Consider the following 19678-nt stretch of genomic DNA (forward strand, 5'->3'; position numbering starts at 1 on the left):
ACCCCTCAGACCTTGTAGCGCTTGATGACGTCTTCGGCGAACCCGAGGTAGTCGCGCAGCGGCCACACCTCTTCGAACTCCAGGTACTCGCGCATCGGCAGCCGGCCCAGCGCGGTGCGGTCCAGCTCCTCCGCGTTGGGGGCGTCGATGATGCCGATGACCCGCTTCTGCGCGGCCACCTTCCACAGGCCGACGGCGAACCCGGAGTCGAGCGTCTCCTGGGCGTGCTCCGCCTCCTCCTGCTCGATCTCCCACAGCTCGTCGAGCGTGATGCGGCCCTCGTGGTTCCACTTCATCTGGACGTAGAACAGCATTGCCGGTACTCCTCGGTCTGACCGTCGGCGAGGCCGACGTGGGGGTCAGCTGACCTTGGCTCGGATCAGCTCGGTCAACGGGTGGTCGGCGCCGAACTCCACGATCGCCAGCGCCAGCGGCGTCTTGCCGTCGTGGCCGACGAGGTCCAGGCGCGCCCCGGCGTCGATGACGATCCGGGAGCACTCCTCGTACCCGTGCCACAGGGCGTCGTGCAGCGGGGTGTAGCCGTTGGTGGCGCCCTGGAAGTCGAGGTCGACACCGGGCCAGCCCGCGATCAGCCGGGTCAGCTCGACGTGTCCGTTGTAGACGGACTTGTGCAGCGGCACCGCGCCGAACGTCGGCTCGGTGGCGTTGACGTCCGCGCCCGCCTCCAGCAGGAGCCGGGCGATCTCGGTGTGCCCGTCCCGCGCCGCGACCAGCAGCGGCGTGTGGGCGTCGTTGAAGCCGTTGACGATCGGGAACCGCTCGTCGACCTTGGCGCCGTCACCCAGCAGCTTGCGCACGCCCTCGACATCGCCCTGCGTGACCGCGGCCATGAGCAGCTGGTCGGCGGCACGGCGCTCGTCGGACGCCTGGCGCTCCTGGATGTACTGGTGGGCCAGGAGGATCTTGTCCTTGCCCATCGTGTTGACGTTCAGCTCGTACTCGAAGTGCTGCTGCAACGAGAACCCGTAGTGCGTGCTCATGTTCAGGCCCGCGCCGCGGTCCAGCAGGTACTTCGCGATCTCCGGGTTCTTGAACCACACCGCGTCCATCACCGGCGTGTGGCCGGTGTTCGGGGTGACCGCGTCGATGAACGCGCCTGCCTCGACCAGCGCCTCCACCACGGCCAGCTCGCCGCCCTGGCACGCCTTGTGCAGCGCCGTCGCGCCGCCGCCGCTGTCGACGGCGTACACGTCCGCGCCCGCCGCGAGCAGCTGACGGGTCAGGTCGGCGTCCGCCCGACCGGCCGCGATCAGCAACGGCGTCAGGCCGCTCGCCGGGTCGCGGTGGTTGACGTCGGCGCCGAACCGCAGCAGCTCCGCCACGGTCTCGCGGTCGCCGGCCCAGCACGCCGCGATCAACCGCTCCTCGCGGTCGGCGTTGAACGCCGCGACCTCGGTGTTCGGGTCGAAGTAGACCTTCCACGACACGATCCGGCCGCCGTCGTCGACGACGAGCTTGTGCACGTCCTCGATCTCGAACTCCTGGCGGGTCCGGGTGTGCGCCGCCCGGGTGTAGATCACCGCGTACGCCGTGTTGCCCTCGGCCCGGAGGTCCCGCAGGGCGTAGTCCAGCACTTCGGTGGTCTCGCCGCGCACCGCGAAGGCCCGGCGCACGGCCGGCAGGCCGACGTGGCGGCCGAGGTAGGGGATGACCTCGTTCCACCGGTCGACCGGCAGCTCGAAGTCGATGGTGTGGGACAGCGCCGACAGCGCCGAATCCAAGTCTCCCCGTTCCAGGTCGGTGAAGTACTTCTCCACCACCTGGCGGGTCCGCTCACTGCTCATCGCGCATCCTCACTGCTCGTGTTCCATCCCGCGCCGCGGCTGTGGTGAAATGACGATCCGTCGCATCGGTTGCCCGCCGTCGAGGTGCCGGGCGCGCATTCAGTAGTTCACGTGCCCGATGCGCCGACAAGGCGCGTCAGAGCGCCCGGCATGACTGCGTGAGGTCACCACGACAGCTCACGAAGTGCCTTCTGACCACGGCACTTGCCTTGTCGCACGGCGTGCGCCGGTCGCAGCATTGCGACCACAGTCGGCAGAAATCGTCGTCGAACCCACTACAGGAGTGAGTTGACCGTGAGCGCGGATGGCACGAATTCCCGCACCGTTCGGGAAGACACGCTGGAGGTATTCCGGCAACTCGGTCTCACGACCGTTTTCAGCAATCCCAGCCACACCGAGATGAAGCTGTTCGAGCAGTGGCCGGACGACTTCCGGTTCATCATGGGCCTGCAGGAGGCGACCGTCGTCGGCATGGCCGACGGCTACGCCCAGGCCACCGGCGAGCCGTCCCTCGTCGTGATCAACGGCGGTCCCGGCACCGGCAACGCGATGGGTTCCATCTACACCGCGGCCAGCGCGCACACCCCGATGGTGATCATCGGCGGCCTCCAGGCCCGCAAGCTCCAGCAGGGCGCGCCGTTCCTCAACGCGCCCAGCGCCACGCAGCTGCCCCAGCCGTACATCAAGTGGGCGGCGGAGGCGGCCCGCCCGCAGGACGTGCCCGCGCTGATCGAGAAGGCGTACCACATCGCCAAGCAGGCGCCCCAGGGCCCGGTGTACGTCGGCGTGCCGGAGGACGACTGGATCCGCCCGGCCAACTCCACCCCCTACAAGACGCGGCTGGTCCAGGCCGCCGTCGTGCCCGACCCGCAGGTGCTCGCCGACGTGGCGGACGCGCTGAACTCCGCCGCCAACCCGGCCATCGTGGCCGGCCCCGGCGTGGAGATCGGCGGCGCCCGCCGCGACCTGATCAAGATGGCCGAGCGGCTCAACGCCCGCGTCTACGGCAGCCCGGTGTGGCCGCGCGGCGCGTTCCCGGAGAACCACCCGCTGTTCGGCGGCGTGCTCGCGCCCCTGCCCGAGCTGATCAACGCCAAGCTCGCCGACCACGACGTGGTCATCGTGCTGGGCAGCCCCACGTTCACCCTGTTCACCACCGCGGACCTGTTCTCCACCGCGCCCGCCCCGGTGGACACCAGCGACGCGCCGAAGCTGCCCGAGAACACCAACTTCATCCACATCACCGACGACCCCGAGGCCGCCGCCTGGTCCATGGCCGGCTCCGCCTACGTCACCCCGCCCGCGGCGTTCGTGCGCGGCCTGGTGTCGCTGCTCCCGCAGCGCCAGCGCCTCGCGCTGCCGCCGCTGAGCGAGCCCATCCCCACCCCCGAGGCGTCCACCCCGATCACCGAGCCGTACCTGTTCCACGTGCTGTCGCAGGAGCTGCCCACGGACGCGCAGGTGTTCGAGGAGCTGCCGATCGGCCGCGCGCCGTTCCACGAGCAGATCCCGCTCGGCCCGGACAACGGCTACTACGCCACCGCCTCCGGCGCGCTCGGCTTCCCGTTCGCGGGCGCCGTCGGCTACGCCGTGGCCCGGCCCGACGTGCGGACCGTGGTCGTGGTCGGCGAGGGCTCGGCGCAGTACACGATCCAGGCGCTGTGGACGGCCGGTAAGTACAACCTGCCGGTGACCTTCGTGATCCCGAACAACTCCGGCTACCTGTCGCTGAAGTACTACCTCGACGACACCAGCCAGAAGGCCTGGCAGGAGGGCTGGGACCTGAGCGGCGTCGACATGGCGGGCCTGGCCCGCGGTTTCGGCATCTCGGGCGAGCGCGTGGAGACCCCCGAGCAGCTGCAGGCTGCACTGCGCAAGGCGCTGACCGCCGACGGTCCCGTCCTGCTGGACGTCGTCGTGTCGGACCCCGGCCTGTTCCGGCTCTGAACCGCCGGACCACCGGGAAGTCGACCCCACCGGAAAGAAGGAGCACCACATGGAGGTCGTGAAGAAGGACAGCCTGCCCACCGTGCAGATCGACGGTGAGGTGGCTGCCCACATCTTCGACGGCAGCGCGCACGGCACCACGTCGTCGGCGTTCATCGTCGACGTGGCCGTCGGGAAGGGCCCGCGCCGGCACAGCCACCCCTACGACGAGATCTTCATCATCATCGAGGGCCGGGTCAGCGTCGAGGCCGACGGCGAGGTCCGCGAAGCGGGCCCCGAGGACGTGCTCATCGTCCGCACCGGCGTGCCGCACGCGTTCACGAACCTCGGGCCGGGCAACGCGCGGATGGTGAACATCCACGTGACCGACAAGGTGGTGACGGAATTCCCCGCGGATCACGCGGCGGACTCGTCCTACCAGTACAACCACACCAGCTAATCGCTGAGCATGTCCGACGGAGCCCTCACGGCGTTTCGAGATCAGAAACGGAACCCGTGGGGGTTTCGCGCTGTCCGCCCCCGTTTTCGCGGCCCCGCGCCGGGCACGCGGGGCGCCGTCGGGGGAGGAGCAACAGGTGAAGTCGAGCAGCAGCAGTCGCGACGAGCTGGGCCGGTTCCTGCGCAGCCACAGGGAACGGCTCCACCCCGCGGACGTCGGGTTCCCGACGGGTCCGCGCCGGCGGTCGCTCGGGCTGCGCCGGGACGAGGTGGCCGTGCTCGCCGGGGTCAGCCCGACCTGGTACACCTACCTCGAACAGGGCCGGGACATCAGGCCGTCGCGTGAGGTGGTGGACAGCCTCGCGCGCGTCCTGTGCCTCACCGAGGACGAGCGCCGGTACGTGCACACCCTGGCGTACGGGCACGTCGCGGAGCCGCTGCCGCTGTCGGGCGAGTCGTCGTCGGCCGACCTGATCAAGCACGTGGTGGCGGCCGCGGAGGAGCACCCGTACCCCCTGTTCGGGGTGAGCAGGCACGGCGACCTCCTGGCCTGGAATCCCGCGTCCACCCGCTGGTACGACGACTGGGACCGGCTGCCGGAGCGCGAGCGCAACGTCGTGGTGTGGCTGCTGACGTCGCCGGTGGCGCGGCTGCGCCTGCCGGACTGGGAACGCGAGGCGCGCGACGCGGTGGCGGCCTGGCGGGCGGAGGCGGCGAAGTGGCCGGGCGACGAGGAGTTCGCGCGGCGCGCCCGGGAGATGGCCGAAGCCAGTCCGCAGTTCCGGCAGTGGTGGGATGAGCAGATCGTCCGCGAACGCCGTTCCCGGACGTGTCGGTTCCGGCACCCCGAGCTCGGCGTGCGGGAATTGCGCCTCGTGCCGCTCGACTCGCCGGAGTTCGACTCGGCCGGGGTGGTCCTGCACCTCGCCGGGTGAGCCCGACTTGACGAAGTACACGGGCTCTCCGTCCCGCCATCGGGAAAGCTGATGCGTACGATCACCGGCCCTGCCGCCGCGGTTGTGGATTAATGCTTGCGTCACAGGATCTCGATAGCGTCGACTGCGCATCGCGGTTGGCCGAGCAGCACAGGGGAACGAAGGAGAGCCGGTGCCCACGACTGCCGTCATGAAGGGTGTGGCGCGTGGCGCCGGCGTCCCCGCGGTCCGCGCGACATCACCGCGCGGACGTTCACTCGGGGACGGGCGTCCGGCTTCACGTGCCGGGCCCGTGGAAAGATGAACCCGATTCGTTAAAATCGGGAAAGTTGCAAGTTGTATTAGTTCCGGTCCCGTCCGCGGGACGCGGCTAAATGTCCGTTTCGGCGCGGTTACGCGACGAAGGTGGCCCGCTCGACGTAGTTGTGCGTGCCGAACGGATCAATCTCGGGTTCGGAAGTCCGTGTCGAGTGCTGGAACTGGGAATGCCACCACAAGTCAAGTCTAGACATTCGTCCGGTAGCTTGAAAATCTGTGATCGTCCACGGGGCGGGTACCCGATCCGTGGACACCGGCCAGTGCGGGCCGGTTTCTGGGGAACTGGGGCGATCTTGACGGGGGGCTCCCCCGCCGTGGGGAAACGCAGGGCCGGTGGCACTGGGGTCACCGGGTCGCGGTGAGTTCGGCCGCACGGCGGGCGGAAATCGGTGATGTCGCGAAGATCTCCTTCGGAATGTGCTGTGCCTTGCTCAGACGAAGTGTGACAAGACGAGCCCCGCAAGGCTTGCCTTGCGGCTGTCCGAATGCTGGAGGGGAACGATCCGTGCACATGTACGAAGAGGCGTCAGCTGGGGCTGATCCTTCCGACTTATCTACTCTGTCCGAGTTCTGCGACGAGCTGTTCGTGACGCTGGGGAGGTCCGACCAGCGCCGCTGGGCCGAGGCCTACGTCAGGGGCCTGCTCGTCGTACCGGGTCGCAAGTCGATCCGGCGGATCTCGGAGCTGGTCGTCGGCCGGGACGCCGACCAGTCGTTGCAGCAGTTCGTGAACCAGAGCCCGTGGGCGTGGGCTCCGGTGCGCCGGCGGTTGGCCGAGCAGGCCAACCAGGCCATGCGCCCCCGGGCGTGGGTCGTGCGGGAGGTCGTGTTCCCGAAGAACGGCGACAACTCCGTCGCGGTGGCCCGGCAGTACGCGCCGACCGCCGGCCGGATGCTCAACTGCCAGCGCGCGTTCGGCGTGTTCCTGGCGGGCGACCCGGGCGCCGTCCCGGTCAACTGGCGGCTGGTCATGCCGAAGGCGTGGGACACCGACGTGGAACGGCGCGCGAAGACCCGCGTGCCCGACGACGAGCGGTCCAAGCCGGCGTGGCAGTACCTGCTGGACGCCTTCGACGAGATGACGGGCAACTGGGGGTTGCCCGCCGCCCCGGTCGTCGTCGACCTCAGCAGCGACCAGAGCGTGTTCCCGCTGCTCGGCGGCCTCGAAGAGCGGGGGATGGGCTACCTGGCCCAGGTCTCCACGAGCACGCCCGTGCTGCCGGTCAACCTGGTCGGCGCGCAGAACCAGCCGCGCACCATCGGCCAGCTGGTGGCGGCGGCGGCCCGGCGCGGCCGGACCACGCTGTCCTGGCGGGACGAGGCCACCGGCGCCGTCACCACGTCCGACTTCGTGGTCGCGACCCTCATGGGCCAGGCCGCGGCGCCGGACGGCAGGCCCGGCCGCGTGCCGAGGCTGCGCCACGTCGTCGCCGAGTGGCCCGCGGGCCAGGCCCGGCCGCGGGCGGTCTGGACGACCAACCTCGGCGCGGGCGGCATCCGGGAGCTGGTGGGCCTGCTGCGCGTGCGCGGCGAGGTCGAGGGCCAGGTGACCCGGCTGACCGAGGAGTTCGGGCTGCGCCACTTCGAGGGCAGGTCGTTCCAGGGCTGGCACCACCACGTCACGCTGGTGTCCGCCGCCCACGCGTACGGCCTGCTGAAGGGCACCGAGCGCGCGGGCTACCGCGAAGAACGGCTGCTGCGGCCGCACGCGTGACGGACGGGGGAGTGGACCAGCGTCGTTCCACTTCCCCGGCAGCGGCGGTGCTAGTTTGGGTGGCGACGACAGGGAACGATCCCGAACGAACCGCACCCGGAGGTCGCCGTGCGCCGTTCCGCCGCGCAGACCCGCGAGCACGTGCTCGGCATCGCCCACGAGCTGTTCTACTGGAACGGCATCCACGCGATCGGCGTCGACCGCGTCGCGGCGGAGGCGGGCGTCGCCCCGACCACCCTGTACCGGCTGTTCCGGTCCAAGGACGACCTCGTCGGCGCCTACGTCGAGCGCGCCGACCACTACTACCGCGCGTGGTTCTCCGAAGCGACGAAGGACGACGGCCGGGACCCCCGGGACCGCATCCTCGCCGCGTTCGACGAGCTGATCGTCCAGGTGGACCCCGCGGTCTGCCGCGGCTGCCCGTTCCTCATGGCCCTGGCCGAGTTCCCCGACCCCGAACTGCCGGCGCACCGCAACGCGGTGGCCACGAAGGCGTGGATGCGCGCCCGGTTCGGCGAGCTGGCCGGGCAGCTGGGCGTGGCCGAACCGGACGCGCTCGCCGACCAGCTGGCGCTGGTCATGGAGGGCGTCTACGCGTCCGTGCAGGCGCTCGGCATCGACGGGCCGGCCCGACAGGCGCGTGACCTCGTGGAACTCCTCCTGCCCGACCGCGCGTCCGAGGACGCGGTCGGGGCGGAGGCCCGGCGAGGCGCTCCCGCGCCGGCCTGACCTGTGCGGGGTCGGCGGCGCTGAGGAGCCGGGGCCCACCCCTGGGGAAGGCGGGCCTGGTTCCACGTACCCATCGTGGCCCGACGCCTGTCGTTCGTCCAAGATCCGGTGATATAACCCCTGGTTATGGACGTCCATGTCCGTGATCTGCGGTACTTCGTCGCGGTCGCCGAAGAACTCAGCTTCACGAGGGCTGCCCGGGAACGGCTGTTCATCTCGCAGCCGGCCCTGAGCAAGCAGATCCGCCAGCTCGAATCGTCACTGCGGGTCAAGCTCTTCGAGCGCGACAAGCGGACGGTGGTGCTGACGCCCGCCGGCCACGACCTGCTGCCGCGCGCCCGCGCGCTGGTGGAGGAGTGGGACAACACGCGGCGGGCCCTGGTGCTCGCGGCGGCGGGCCCCGAACCGGCGTTGCGCGTCGGCTTCCAGACCCGCATCGGCCGCGGCCTCATCCCGTCGGTGACCGAGCGCATGGCGGAGCTGCTGCCCGGCTGGCGGCTCCAGTTCCGCCAGGTGCCCTGGAACGACCCGACGGCGGGGTTGCGCGACGGCGAGGTCGACGTGGCCGTGGCGTGGCTCCCGGTGCCCGATTCGGGCGAGCTGTCGTGGCGCGTGGTGGCGAACGAGGACCGGTGGGTCGCCCTGCCCCGGCGGCACCGGCTCGCCGCGCACGCCGAGGTGGCGTTCGCGGAACTGGCTGACGAGCCGTTCATCGCCCTGCCGGCGGACGCGGGCCCGCTGCGCGACTTCTGGCTGGCCCTGGACCACCGCAGCCGCCCCGCGCGGGTCGTGGCGGAGGCGGCGACGTCGGACGAGGTGTTCGAGGCCGTGGGGTCGGGCCTGGGCGTGGTCCTGGTGTCGGCGGGCAACGCCGAGGCCAACCCGCTGGACGACGTGGTCTACCGGCCCGTGACGGGCCTGTCGCCCAGCTCGCTGGCCGTGGTGTGGCGCACGGGCGACCAGCGGCCCGCCGTCCGCGTGTTCGTGGAGGCGTGCGCGAGCTGCCTGTGCCGGGCGCCGGCCGCCGGGGCGTGAGCGGCGGGTGATCCGGCACACAGTCGGCCCTGACGTCCGATAGTTGGATGTCCTAGTAATCTGGTGGGAGTCCTCGATGCCGAAGGAGCCGTCGTGACCGCCGCCAGCCCGCTGCACGCGCCGCAACACCCGGTCCGCTTCGTCACCGCGGCCAGCCTGTTCGACGGGCACGACGCCGCGATCAACATCATGCGCCGCATCCTCCAGGCGCAGGGCGCCGAGGTCGTGCACCTCGGCCACAACCGGTCCGTGCGCGAGGTCGTCGCCGCGGCCGTGCAGGAGGACGTCCAGGGCATCGCCATCAGCGCCTACCAGGGCGGCCACGTCGAGTACTTCAGCTACCTGGTGGAGCTGCTGAACGAGCGCGGCGCCGGGCACATCAAGGTCTTCGGCGGCGGTGGCGGCGTCATCGTGCCCGAGGAGATCGAGCTGCTGCACTCGCGCGGCGTCGCGCGCATCTTCTCCCCGGCCGACGGCCAGGAGCTCGGCCTCGCCCGCATGATCAACACGATGGTGGAGGCGTGCGACCACCCGCTGGCCGAGCGCGCGCCGTCGTCGTGGGACGGCCTGTTCACCGGCAGCGAGGACGTCCTGGCCCGCGCCATCACGCTCATCGAGGCCGGCGCGCTGCCCGCCGACGTGCGCGAGCGAATGGTGGCCGCCGCCGCGTCCACGACCGCCCCGGTGCTGGGCATCACCGGCACCGGCGGCTCCGGCAAGTCCTCGCTGACCGACGAGCTGGTCCGCCGGTTCCGGCTCGACCAGCAGGACAAGCTGCGGATCGCCGTGCTGGCCGTCGACCCCACCCGCCGCCGCGGCGGCGGCGCGCTGCTCGGCGACCGCATCCGGATGAACTGCCTCGACGGCGACCGGGTGTACTTCCGCTCCCTGGCCACCCGCCGGGCGGGCTCGGAGGTCCCGGACGGCCTCGGCGACGCGATCCTGGCGTGCCGGGCGGCCGGGTTCGACCTGGTCGTCGTGGAGACGCCCGGCATCGGCCAGGGCGACGCGGCGATCGTGCCGTTCGTCGACCTCTCGCTGTACGTGATGACGCCGGAGTTCGGCGCCGCGTCGCAGCTGGAGAAGATCGACATGCTGGACTACGCCGACGCGGTGGCGATCAACAAGTTCGAGCGCCGCGGCGCGGAGGACGCCCGCCGCGACGTGGCCCGCCAGCTCGTCCGCAACCGGGAGGCGTTCGGGGCGTCGTGGGAGGACATGCCGGTCTTCGGCACGTCCGCGGCGACGTTCAACGACGACGGCGTGACCGCCCTGTACCAGCACCTGCGCGACGAGCTGGCCGGGCGCGGGCTGGACGTGGCCGAAGGCGCGCTGCCGGTCGTGACGGGCAAGGTGTCGACGTCGGCGGCGACCGTGGTGCCCGCGACGCGCGTCCGGTACCTCGCCGAGATCGCCGAGACGGTCCGCGGCTACCACCGCGCCACCGAGACGCACGTGGACGCCGTGCGCCGGGCCGCGCACCTGCGGGCGGCGCGCGCCGAGCTGGAGTCCGCCGGGCACGACACGGCGGCGATCACGTCCCTGCTGGAGTCCGCGGAGAAGCGGGTCGACGCCGTGTCGGCCGAGCTGCTGGCCACGTGGCCGCAGGTCGTGGAGGACTACAGCGGCGACGAGCTGGTCGTCAAGGTGCGGGACAAGGAGATCCACACCAAGCTGACCCGCGAGACGTTGTCCGGCAACCAGGTGCGCCGCGTGTCGCTGCCGCGCTACGACGACGACGGCACGCTGCTGCGGTTCCTGCGCAAGGAGAACCTGCCCGGCCGCTTCCCGTACACGGCGGGCGTCTTCCCGTTCAAGCGGGACGGCGAGGACCCGGCGCGGATGTTCGCGGGCGAGGGCGACGCGTTCCGCACCAACCGCCGGTTCAAGTACCTGTCGAAGGGCTCGGAGGCGACCCGCCTGTCCACCGCGTTCGACTCGGTGACGCTCTACGGCCGCGACCCCGACACCCCGCCGGACGTCTACGGCAAGATCGGCACGTCCGGCGTGTCCATCGCGACGCTGGACGACATGAAGGCGCTCTACGACGGCTTCGACCTGACCGCGCCGAGCACGTCGGTGTCGATGACCATCAACGGCCCCGCGCCGACGATCCTCGCGTTCTTCCTCAACACGGTGATCGACCAGCAGGTCGACAAGTTCCGCGCCGAGCACGGACGCGAGCCGTCCGAGGACGAGGCGGCGCAGCTGAGGGCGTGGGCGCTCTCCACCGTGCGCGGCACCGTGCAGGCGGACATCCTCAAGGAGGACCAGGGGCAGAACACCTGCATCTTCTCCACCGAGTTCTCGCTGCGGATGATGGCCGACATCCAGGAGTGGTTCATCCGGCAGAAGGTCCGCAACTTCTACTCGGTGTCGATCTCGGGCTACCACATCGCCGAGGCGGGGGCGAACCCCATCAGCCAGCTGGCCTTCACGCTGGCCAACGGGTTCACCTACGTCGAGTCGTACCTGGCGCGCGGCATGGACGTCGACGACTTCGCGCCCAACCTGTCGTTCTTCTTCTCCAACGGCATGGACGCCGAGTACAGCGTGATCGGCCGGGTGGCGCGGCGCATCTGGGCCATCGCCATGCGGGACCGCTACGGCGCCAACGAGCGGTCGCAGAAGTTCAAGTACCACGTGCAGACGTCCGGCCGGTCGCTGCACGCGCAGGAGATGGACTTCAACGACATCCGCACCACGCTCCAGGCGTTGTGCGCGCTCTACGACAACACGAACTCCCTGCACACCAACGCCTACGACGAGGCGATCACCACGCCGACCGAGTCGTCGGTGCGCCGCGCGATGGCCATCCAGCTGATCATCAACAAGGAGTGGGGCCTGTCGGCGAACGAGAACCCGCTGCAGGGCTCGTTCGTCATCGAGGAGCTGACCGACCTGGTCGAGGAGGCCGTGCTGGCCGAGTTCGACCGGCTCTCCGAGCGCGGCGGCGTGCTCGGCGCGATGGAGACGGGCTACCAGCGCGGCCGCATCCAGGACGAGTCGATGCTGTACGAGCAGCGCAAGCACGACGGCTCGCTGCCGCTGATCGGCGTGAACACGTTCCTGCCCGAGGACGGCAAGCGCGAGCAGGTGTCCATCGAGCTGGCCCGTGCGACCGAGGAGGAGAAGCGGTCGCAGGTCGAGCGGACGCGGGCCTTCGCCGCGGCGCACGCCGCCGAGGCCGAGCCCGCCCTGCGGCGGCTGAAGGAGGCCGCGGCGTCCGGGGAGAACGTGTTCGACGTGCTCATGGACGCGGCCCGGGTGTGCACGCTGGGCCAGATCACCGAGGCGTTCTTCGAGGTGGGCGGCCAGTACCGGCGCAACGTCTGAGGTGGTCGGACGGCGGCGGGCCGGCTGCTCGCCGCCGTCACCGGGCCGCGACCCGCGCTCCGATCCGCCGCACCGGCCGCGCCGGTGAATCCGGACCAACCGCGGATTAGTCGCCGTGTCGGGGGTATCCGCTGGCTCCCGACCACGAGAGGCACAGCGATGAACGGAACGATGAAGGCCATCGCCGTCACGGGAGTCGGCGCGGCCGTGGCGGTGGGCCGGCGGATGACGGCACGCCGGCGCGAGCTCCACCGCGGCCGGTCCGACCACTGGCTGGCCGTGACGGTTGACCGCCCGCTGGACGCGGTGGCGGGCGCGGAGGCGTTGCCGGACCCGTTGCAGCGGTTGCGCGAGGGCATCGACGTCCGCTTCCGCACCGCTCCCGGCGACCGGGGCACCGAGGTGATGGCACGGCCGAAGGACGGCGGCGAGGTGTCGCGCGAAGACCTGCGCGTGGCGCTGCGGAAGGCCAAGTCCGTGCTGGAGACCGGCACGGTCATCGAACCGGACACCCCGTCCACCACCCACCCCGGGCCGGCGGGCAAGGTGCTGCGCATGGTGATCGGCAAGTCCGCGGGGGAGGGTCGGCTGTGAGGGCGATGTGCTGGGAAGGCATCAACGACGTGCGGGTGCAGGACGTGCCCGACCCGAGGATCCTCAACCGCGGGGACCTGATCCTGAAGGTGCGGCTGAGCACCGCGTGCGGTTCGGACCTGCACCTGCTCACCGGGCACATCCCGTTCATGCAGGCCGGTGACGTCATCGGCCACGAGTTCATGGGCGAGGTGGTCGAGGTCGGGCCCGACGTGACCCGCCACAAGCCCGGCGACCGGGTCGTCGTGGCGTCGTTCATCGGCTGCGGGCAGTGCTGGTACTGCCGCAACGACCTGTGGTCGCTCTGCGACAACACCAACACCAACCCCGGCATCACGCAGGCGCTGTGGGGCGCCGATCCGGGCGGGATCTTCGGCTACTCCCACGCCATGGGCGGCTACAAGGGCAGCCACGCCGAGTACGTGCGCGTGCCGTTCGCGGACTACAACGCCATCCCGATCCCGGACGCGGTGGACGACCTGAGCGCGGTGTTCGCCTCCGACTCGGCGCCCACCGGGTGGATGGGCGCGGACCTCGGCGGGGTGCGGGCGGGTGACGTCGTCGCGGTCTGGGGCAGCGGCGCGGTGGGTCAGATGGCGGCCCGCTCGGCGCAGTTGCTCGGCGCGGAGCGCGTCGTCGTGGTCGACCGGTTCGACTACCGGCTGCGCCAGGCGGAGCAGGTCTTCGGGCTGGAGACGCTGAACTACGAGCACGTCGACATCGGCGCAGCGCTGCGCGAGATGACCGGTGGCCGAGGCCCGGACGTGTGCATCGAGGCCGTGGGCTGCGAAGCGCACAGCTACGGCCCGCAGCACGCGTACGACCAGGTCAAGAGCAAGCTGAAGCTGGAAACGGACCGGCCGATCGCGGTGCGCGAGGCGATCCACAACTGCCGCAAGGGCGGAACGGTGTTCGTGCTCGGTGTTTTCAGCGGTTTCGTCGACAAGTTCCCGCTCGGCGCGGTGATGAACAAGGGCCTCACCCTGCGCGGCGCCCAGCAGCACGGGCAGCGCTACATCCCCATGCTGCTCGACCGCATCGCGTCCGGTGAGCTGACGACCGCCCACCTGGCCACCCACGTCCTGCCGCTGGAGGAGGGCGCGCGTGGCTACCGGTTGTTCAAGGAGAAGGAGGACGACTGCGTGCGTGCGGTCTTCCAACCGTGAGGAAAGCGGTTCGGCCGCGCCACACCGGGTACACCGCCGGCATGAGTTCGGATGACTTGCAGGGGTACGCAGCGCCCCAGGACGACGGGGGATCGCCCGACGCGGTGGAGACCGACGCCGCGGGCCTGAGCGCTGCCGAGGACTTGGACGAGGACAGGCTCCGGCAGGACCCGCTGGAGGCGGGGATGGACCCGCCGGAGCACTGGAGCGGCGTGGACAAGTACGGCATGACGCCGTACGAGGAGTCCCACCCGCGGCCGCTGGACGAGCGCCTGAGCGAGGAGCAGCCCGACGTGACGGCGGAGGAGCCGGACCGCGACCAGGTCATCCCCGAGGAGGGCGTGGTGAGCCTGGACAGCGGCGGGGACATCGAGTCCGAGACGCGCGCCGAGGCCGCGAGCCGCGGGCAGTCCGCCGACGAGGGCGGCGGCTCGGTCGCCGGTGCCGCCCGGACGCCCGACAACGAGTTCTGATCGTTCTGCCCGGAAACCCGCCTCGCCGTGAGGCGGGTTTCCGGTCTGGTCGCGGATTTTTCGCCGCGACGTATCCGAGCCGCGTTCCCGAACCTCTTTGTGGGTGAAACCGCAGCGAGGAACAGGGGCGGTGACATCCCATGCGATGGTCGGTCGCGGGATCATTCGTGATCCTCATCTGCACAGTGGCCGCCGGGTGCGTCGACGATCCGGCCAGGTCGCCGTCACCGCAGGTCACGGCCGGTCAGCCGGACACCCGGACGGAACCGGGAAATGACCCGACCGCCGGCGCGGAACCGCCGGGCGAGGCCGTTCCGGGCGCCGGCGAGGCCACTCCGGAACAGCGGAACCCCGAGCCGGGCACGGCGGGGCGGGCCCCGTTGCCGGGTGTTCCCGGAAGTCCGATCAAATACGACCACACCCTTCTCGGCGCGACCCCGAAGACCGCCAAGGAAACGATCGAGGGACAGATCGGGGAACAGTGCGGCGCGGGCCTCTGCGGGGTCCGGGTCCTCATCCGGCCGCGGGCCGGCGGCGGTTGCATCACGCGGATCACCCCCTCGCCGGTCCTGCCCGGCGGCACGGTCCACATCGACCTCGGGACGCCGTGCGAAGGGGACGGCGCCGCGGTCCCGCCGGACGAGCCGCCACCCGACACCCCGGATCCGGAGGGCCCCACGACTGGCGGCCCCACCGATGGCGTGACGTCGGAGGAGACCGCCGAGTCGACCGTCGGGGGCGGGTGAGCGCGATGAGCGCCGTGGGCACGCGTCGGACGTCGGCCCCGGCCACCCCGCCGGTGGCCGACGAGACGCAGTCGGGACCGGCGCGGGCGCTCCGGATCGTGGCCTCCGTGGTCGCGAACACGACCCTGCTGACGGCCCTGCTGTACTTCTTCGGCCTGGTGGCGACGCAGGTCTTCTTCACCCACTTCCGCGTCCACTACACGCTGCTCGGCCAGACCACCGACGAGATCCTGGCCCGGGGCGCGGACGGCCTGTTCGTGCCGCTGGCGGCGGTCGCGATCGCGGTCCTCGCCGTCACGTTCGCCGTCCGGTACCTGAGGGCGCGGATGTCCGCCAAGGGCTGGGCGGCGTTCCTCCGGGTCTGCACCCCGGTCGCCGCGGTGCTCGGGCTGGGCCTGCTCGGGGTGACGGTGCCGATCACCGTCAACCCGGAGCCGTACCGCGTCTTCCCGGGCCTGCCGGGGCTCGGCTTCGCGGTCGGCATCGTCCTGCTGGCCTTCGCGTGGCGGCGGTGGAGCGTCGGCGCGGGACGCGGACGCCGAGGCGGGAACCTCGGGGTCGTGGAGTCGGTCGCCGCGTTCCTGCTGGTGAGCATCGGGTTGTTCTGGTCCGTCGGCGACTACTCCGGCTCGGTCGGCACCCGGCGCGGGTTCGAGGTCGAGGCCCGGATACCGGACATGGCCGGCGTGGTCGTCTACAGCAAGGAGAGCCTGAGCCTGGCCGGCGGGGGAGTGCGGGAGGTCGTCTGCGCGCAGCCCGACTCGTCGTACCGGTACCGCTACGACGGCCTGAAGCTGCTGCTCCAGTCCGGCGGCCAGTACGTGTTCCTGCCCGCGACGTGGCGGTCGTCCTCCGGCACCGCCTTCGTCGTGCCGCGCACCGACTCGCTGCGCCTGGAGTTCGGCCCGCCGCGCAGCCGGCCGCCGGACACGTGCTGACGCGCCGGCCCGCTCACCCGCGCCAATCGCGCCGGTCCGCTCACCCGCTGGAGGAGCGCACCACGAGCTTGGTCGGCAGGAACGCGGGCTCCGGCTTCTCGCCGCCGTGCACCATGGTCAGCACGGCCCGCGCCGCCGCCACCCCGATCCCGGCCTTGTCCTGCGCCAACGTCGTCAGCGGCGGGTCCACCAGCGCGGCGAGCTCGATGTCGTCGAACCCCACCACGGCCAGGTCGTCCGGCACCCGCAGCCCGGCGTGGCGGGCGGCCAGCAGCGCGCCCACGGCCATCTCGTCGCTCGCGCAGAACACCGCCGTCGGCGGCTCCGGCAGGGCGATCAGCGACCGCGTCGCCGCCTGCCCGCTCGGCCGGTAGTAGTCGCCCTCCACCACGTACTCCGGCGGTGTCGGCAGCCCGGCCTCGGCCATCGCGGAGCGGTAGCCGCGCAGGCGGTCGGCGGCGGGGCGGTTGGCCCGCGGACCGGTGACGGTGGCGATCCGGCGGTGCCCCGCGACCACGAGGTGCCGCACCGCTTGCACCGCGCCGCCGACGTTGTCCGACGTCACGTACGTCGCCCGTGGCCCGTCGACCTCGACGTCCACCGCCACGCACGGCAGCCCGGACTGGGCGAACGCGGCGAAGGCCGGCGCGTCCGACCCGCTGTCGATGAGCACCAGCCCGCCGAGGTGGTGCCGCCGGGTCATGTTCACGTACGCCACCGGGTCGGCCAGCGACGCGCCGACCGCGCGCAACGCCGCCGAACCGCTCGTGGCGAGCATCAGCAGGTGGTACCCGTGCGCGCTCAGCGCCGACTTCAACCCGATCAGCAACTCCTGCAGGTACGGGTGCCGCCAGCCGGGCCTGCGGTGGTCGGTGTCCCACACCAGTCCGATCAGCCCGGAGCGCTTGGTGGCGAGCGCCCGCGCCGACTCGTTCGGCCGGTAGTCCAGCTCGCGGGCCACCCGCTCGACCACTTCGCGCTTTTCCTTGCTGACCGTCAGCGGCTGGTTGAAAACGCGTGAAACGGTCGCCACGGAGACCCCGCACAGCTGGGCGATCTCGCGGATCGTGGTCATCTGCCGCCCCTTTCTTTGTAACCGCTTACAGACCTTCTGGGAGCGCACCCTGACCTGGGTGGACACGGTATCACCTGCGAAAACGCCGGAGGCGTGGAACGGCCAGGTTATCGGTTCGTTACTTGACGGTGTCGTGGTCCGGAGCTGTCATGTACACCACACCGGCCGGACGCGAACCTCGGCCGAATTCGCCGGAAACCCCCGGATCGACCTTGTGCGTGTCCGGCGTGCCCGTAAACGGAAAGGGAGCCGTGAAATGAGACGAACCGGGACCTTGGCGGGCGTCGGCCTGCTGGCCGCGAGCCTTCTCGTCGGCTGCGGCGCCGGCGCGAGCGACGGCAAGACCAGGATCACCATCGGCCTGTTCGGCAACTTCGGCTACCAGCAGCTGTTCGAGGAGTACGAGAAGGCGCACCCGGACGTCGACATCACCGACCGGACCGCCTCCTACTCCGACCACCACAAGAACCTCGCCGCCCACCTCGCCACCAACAACGGCGCCGCGGACATCGAGGCCGTCGACGTCGGCTACATCAACCAGTTCAAGGCCAACCCTGGTCAGTTCGTCGAGCTGAAGTCCGACATCAAGGACCGCTGGCTCGACTGGAAGTGGGAGGCCTCGCTGTCCAAGGACGGCAAGCAGATCGGCTACGGCACCGACATCGGCGGCCTGGCCATCTGCTACCGCCGCGACCTCTTCGAGGCCGCCGGCCTGCCGACCGAGCGCGACCAGGTCTCCGCCCTGTGGCCGACCTGGGAGCAGTTCATGGCCACCGGCAAGCAGTTCGCCGCCAAGGCCCCCGCCGGCGCGAAGTTCTTCGACGGCGGCCCGACCATCCTCAACGCGATCGTCGGCCAGGCGCCCACCGGCTTCTACGACAAGAACGACAAGATCGTCGTCGGCGAGAACGCCGACATCAGGAAGGGCTGGGACCTCGTCTCCCAGGGCGTCGCCGACGGCCTGTCCGCCGGGCTCCTGCACAGCACCCCCGCGTGGAACACCGGCTTCAAGCAGGGCCAGTTCGCCACGCTCGCCTGCCCCGCCTGGATGATGGCCAAGATCAAGGACCAGGCGCCCGACACCGCGGGCAAGTGGGACCTCGCCAACGTGCCCGGCGGCGGCGGCAACTGGGGCGGCTCGTACCTGACCGTGCCCAAGCAAGGCAAGAACGTCGACAAGGCCGTCGCGCTGGCCACCTGGCTCACCGCGCCCGAGCAGCAGGCCAAGGTCTTCGCCAACGCCGGCCTGCTCCCGTCCGCCCCGAAGCTGTACAGCGAGCAGTCGGTGGCCATGAAGCAGGACGCGTTCTTCAACAACGCGCCCGTCGGCCGGGTCTTCACCGACGCCGCCCGCGCGCTGAAGCCGCAGTACCAGGGCCCCAAGGCGGGTGACGTGCAGACCGAGCTGGGCAACGCCATGCAGCGCGTCGAGCAGGGCAAGCAGAGCCCCGACGAGTCCTGGCAGCAGTTCGTCGGCGACGTGAAGAAGCTCGAGGGCTGATGAAGACGGACTGGCGCGAACGCCGCCACCGGTGGGACACCCGGTACGCGCCGTACGCCTACATCGCGCCGTACTTCCTGCTGTTCGCGGTGTTCGGCCTGTTCCCCCTGCTGTACACCGCGTGGGTGTCGCTGCAGGACCGCAACCTGCTCGACGGCGACGCGGCGACGTTCATCGGGATCGACAACTACGTCCAGCTGCTCACCGCGGACCCGTACTTCTGGAACGCGATGGGCAACACGCTCAGCCTGTGGTTGCTCACCACCGTCCCGCAGATCCTGTTCGCGCTCGGCATCGCGCAGCTGCTCAACCGGCGGCTGCGCGGCCGGACGTTCTTCCGGATGGGCGTGCTGCTGCCGAACATCACCTCGGTCGCGGCGGTGACGATCATCTTCGCGCAGCTGTTCGGCCGGGACTTCGGCATGATCAACTGGGTGCTGAGCCTGTTCGACCTGGGCCGGATCGACTGGCAGGCCGGCACCGCCAGCTCCCACACCGCCATCGCCGTGATGGTGGTGTGGCGCTGGACCGGCTACCACGCGCTGATCTTCCTGGCGTCCATGCAGGCCATCCCGACCAGCGTGTACGAGGCGGCCCGGCTGGACGGCGCGAGCGGCTGGCAGCAGTTCTGGCGGATCACCGTCCCCATGCTGCGCCCGCAGATCATCTTCTCCACCGTGATCGCCACCGCGGGCAACATGCGGCTGCTCGCCGAGCCGCTGCTGTTCAACCCCGGCGCGGGCGCCGCGACCGGCGGCTCCGACCGGCAGTTCCAGACCGCCGCGCTCTACCTCTACGAGCAGGGCTTCGCGAAGTTCGACTTCGGCTACGCCTCGGCCATCGCGTGGCTGCTGGTCATCGCCACCGTCGCCATCACCGGGTTGAGCTACCTGGCCGCCCGCCGCATCCGGACCGACTGAAAGGGCCC

At 71.0% G+C, this 19678-nt stretch carries 16 protein-coding genes; 13 read left to right on the top strand and 3 right to left on the bottom strand.

Going from position 1 to position 19678, the window contains the following annotated elements; translation table 11 throughout:
- Positions 1 to 5: 5 nt before the first annotated feature.
- Together ACRAKH_RS16415 and ACRAKH_RS16420 are read right to left on the bottom strand one after the other, a co-directional pair.
- Positions 6 to 314, bottom strand: a complete 309-nt coding sequence (locus ACRAKH_RS16415) for a muconolactone Delta-isomerase family protein (protein ID WP_077008801.1) — start codon at positions 312 to 314, stop codon at positions 6 to 8.
- Between the two features lie 45 nt (positions 315 to 359).
- Entirely contained in the window at positions 360 to 1805 is a 1446-nt protein-coding gene (locus ACRAKH_RS16420; protein ID WP_380723724.1) for an ankyrin repeat domain-containing protein, read from the bottom strand.
- Positions 1806 to 2099: 294 nt separating this feature from the next.
- Between ACRAKH_RS16420 and mdlC the strand changes: the two genes are divergently transcribed.
- From mdlC to ACRAKH_RS16475, 11 genes are all read left to right on the top strand, one after another.
- Positions 2100 to 3752, top strand: a complete 1653-nt coding sequence (gene mdlC, locus ACRAKH_RS16425) for a benzoylformate decarboxylase (protein ID WP_380723725.1) — start codon at positions 2100 to 2102, stop codon at positions 3750 to 3752.
- Between the two features lie 49 nt (positions 3753 to 3801).
- The gene (locus tag ACRAKH_RS16430) at positions 3802 to 4191 is read left to right on the top strand and encodes a cupin domain-containing protein (protein ID WP_380723726.1); all 390 of its coding nucleotides are present in this window, start codon (positions 3802 to 3804) and stop codon (positions 4189 to 4191) included.
- A gap of 136 nt (positions 4192 to 4327) precedes the next feature.
- Complete coding sequence (locus ACRAKH_RS16435) at positions 4328 to 5125, top strand: helix-turn-helix transcriptional regulator (protein WP_380723727.1); 798 nt, start codon at positions 4328 to 4330, stop codon at positions 5123 to 5125.
- 829 nt (positions 5126 to 5954) lie between these two features.
- Positions 5955 to 7157, top strand: coding sequence for an IS701 family transposase (locus ACRAKH_RS16440; RefSeq protein ID WP_380723746.1), 1203 nt, complete (start codon positions 5955 to 5957; stop codon positions 7155 to 7157).
- A gap of 108 nt (positions 7158 to 7265) precedes the next feature.
- Entirely contained in the window at positions 7266 to 7886 is a 621-nt protein-coding gene (locus ACRAKH_RS16445; RefSeq protein WP_380723728.1) for a TetR/AcrR family transcriptional regulator, read from the top strand.
- A 126-nt stretch (positions 7887 to 8012) separates the two neighbouring features.
- Positions 8013 to 8921 (top strand): LysR family transcriptional regulator, encoded by a 909-nt coding sequence (locus tag ACRAKH_RS16450; protein ID WP_380723729.1) that lies wholly within the window; start codon positions 8013 to 8015, stop codon positions 8919 to 8921.
- A gap of 93 nt (positions 8922 to 9014) precedes the next feature.
- A complete protein-coding gene (gene icmF / locus ACRAKH_RS16455) occupies positions 9015 to 12257 on the top strand; it encodes a fused isobutyryl-CoA mutase/GTPase IcmF (RefSeq protein ID WP_380723730.1) in 3243 nt (1080 codons plus the stop codon).
- Between the two features lie 159 nt (positions 12258 to 12416).
- Positions 12417 to 12851, top strand: coding sequence for a hypothetical protein (locus ACRAKH_RS16460; RefSeq protein WP_380723731.1), 435 nt, complete (start codon positions 12417 to 12419; stop codon positions 12849 to 12851).
- Between the two features lie 5 nt (positions 12852 to 12856).
- The gene (locus tag ACRAKH_RS16465; RefSeq protein WP_380723747.1) at positions 12857 to 14017 is read left to right on the top strand and encodes a zinc-dependent alcohol dehydrogenase; all 1161 of its coding nucleotides are present in this window, start codon (positions 12857 to 12859) and stop codon (positions 14015 to 14017) included.
- 41 nt (positions 14018 to 14058) lie between these two features.
- Positions 14059 to 14490, top strand: a complete 432-nt coding sequence (locus ACRAKH_RS16470) for a hypothetical protein (RefSeq protein WP_380723732.1) — start codon at positions 14059 to 14061, stop codon at positions 14488 to 14490.
- Positions 14491 to 15241: 751 nt separating this feature from the next.
- A complete protein-coding gene (locus tag ACRAKH_RS16475; RefSeq protein ID WP_380723733.1) occupies positions 15242 to 16174 on the top strand; it encodes a hypothetical protein in 933 nt (310 codons plus the stop codon).
- A 40-nt stretch (positions 16175 to 16214) separates the two neighbouring features.
- Here the strand turns inward: ACRAKH_RS16475 and ACRAKH_RS16480 are convergent, their stop codons facing one another.
- On the bottom strand, positions 16215 to 17249 hold the full coding sequence (locus ACRAKH_RS16480; RefSeq protein WP_380723734.1) for a LacI family DNA-binding transcriptional regulator: 1035 nt from the start codon (positions 17247 to 17249) through the stop codon (positions 16215 to 16217).
- A gap of 256 nt (positions 17250 to 17505) precedes the next feature.
- Here ACRAKH_RS16480 and ACRAKH_RS16485 point away from each other — a divergent pair, with 256 nt between their 5' ends.
- Together ACRAKH_RS16485 and ACRAKH_RS16490 are read left to right on the top strand one after the other, a co-directional pair.
- A complete protein-coding gene (locus ACRAKH_RS16485; RefSeq protein WP_380723735.1) occupies positions 17506 to 18750 on the top strand; it encodes an ABC transporter substrate-binding protein in 1245 nt (414 codons plus the stop codon).
- Positions 18750 to 19670, top strand: a complete 921-nt coding sequence (locus ACRAKH_RS16490) for a carbohydrate ABC transporter permease (protein WP_380723736.1) — start codon at positions 18750 to 18752, stop codon at positions 19668 to 19670. The genes ACRAKH_RS16485 and ACRAKH_RS16490 overlap by 1 nt, the downstream gene beginning before the upstream one ends.
- The last annotated feature ends 8 nt before the right edge of the window (positions 19671 to 19678 follow it).

Source organism: Saccharothrix hoggarensis (genome assembly GCF_052936025.1).

Excerpts from the sequence above, each read along its gene's own strand:
- ACRAKH_RS16415 (WP_077008801.1), bottom strand. The coding sequence starts at position 314 with ATGCTGTTCTACGTCCAGATGAAGTGGAACCACGAGGGCCGCATCACG.
- ACRAKH_RS16420 (WP_380723724.1), bottom strand. The coding sequence starts at position 1,805 with ATGAGCAGTGAGCGGACCCGCCAGGTGGTGGAGAAGTACTTCACCGAC.
- ACRAKH_RS16430 (WP_380723726.1), top strand. The coding sequence starts at position 3,802 with ATGGAGGTCGTGAAGAAGGACAGCCTGCCCACCGTGCAGATCGACGGT.
- ACRAKH_RS16440 (WP_380723746.1), top strand. The coding sequence starts at position 5,955 with ATGTACGAAGAGGCGTCAGCTGGGGCTGATCCTTCCGACTTATCTACT.
- ACRAKH_RS16450 (WP_380723729.1), top strand. The coding sequence starts at position 8,013 with ATGGACGTCCATGTCCGTGATCTGCGGTACTTCGTCGCGGTCGCCGAA.
- ACRAKH_RS16460 (WP_380723731.1), top strand. The coding sequence starts at position 12,417 with ATGAACGGAACGATGAAGGCCATCGCCGTCACGGGAGTCGGCGCGGCC.
- ACRAKH_RS16465 (WP_380723747.1), top strand. The coding sequence starts at position 12,857 with ATGTGCTGGGAAGGCATCAACGACGTGCGGGTGCAGGACGTGCCCGAC.
- ACRAKH_RS16470 (WP_380723732.1), top strand. The coding sequence starts at position 14,059 with ATGAGTTCGGATGACTTGCAGGGGTACGCAGCGCCCCAGGACGACGGG.
- ACRAKH_RS16475 (WP_380723733.1), top strand. The coding sequence starts at position 15,242 with ATGAGCGCCGTGGGCACGCGTCGGACGTCGGCCCCGGCCACCCCGCCG.
- ACRAKH_RS16480 (WP_380723734.1), bottom strand. The coding sequence starts at position 17,249 with ATGACCACGATCCGCGAGATCGCCCAGCTGTGCGGGGTCTCCGTGGCG.
- ACRAKH_RS16485 (WP_380723735.1), top strand. The coding sequence starts at position 17,506 with ATGAGACGAACCGGGACCTTGGCGGGCGTCGGCCTGCTGGCCGCGAGC.
- ACRAKH_RS16490 (WP_380723736.1), top strand. The coding sequence starts at position 18,750 with ATGAAGACGGACTGGCGCGAACGCCGCCACCGGTGGGACACCCGGTAC.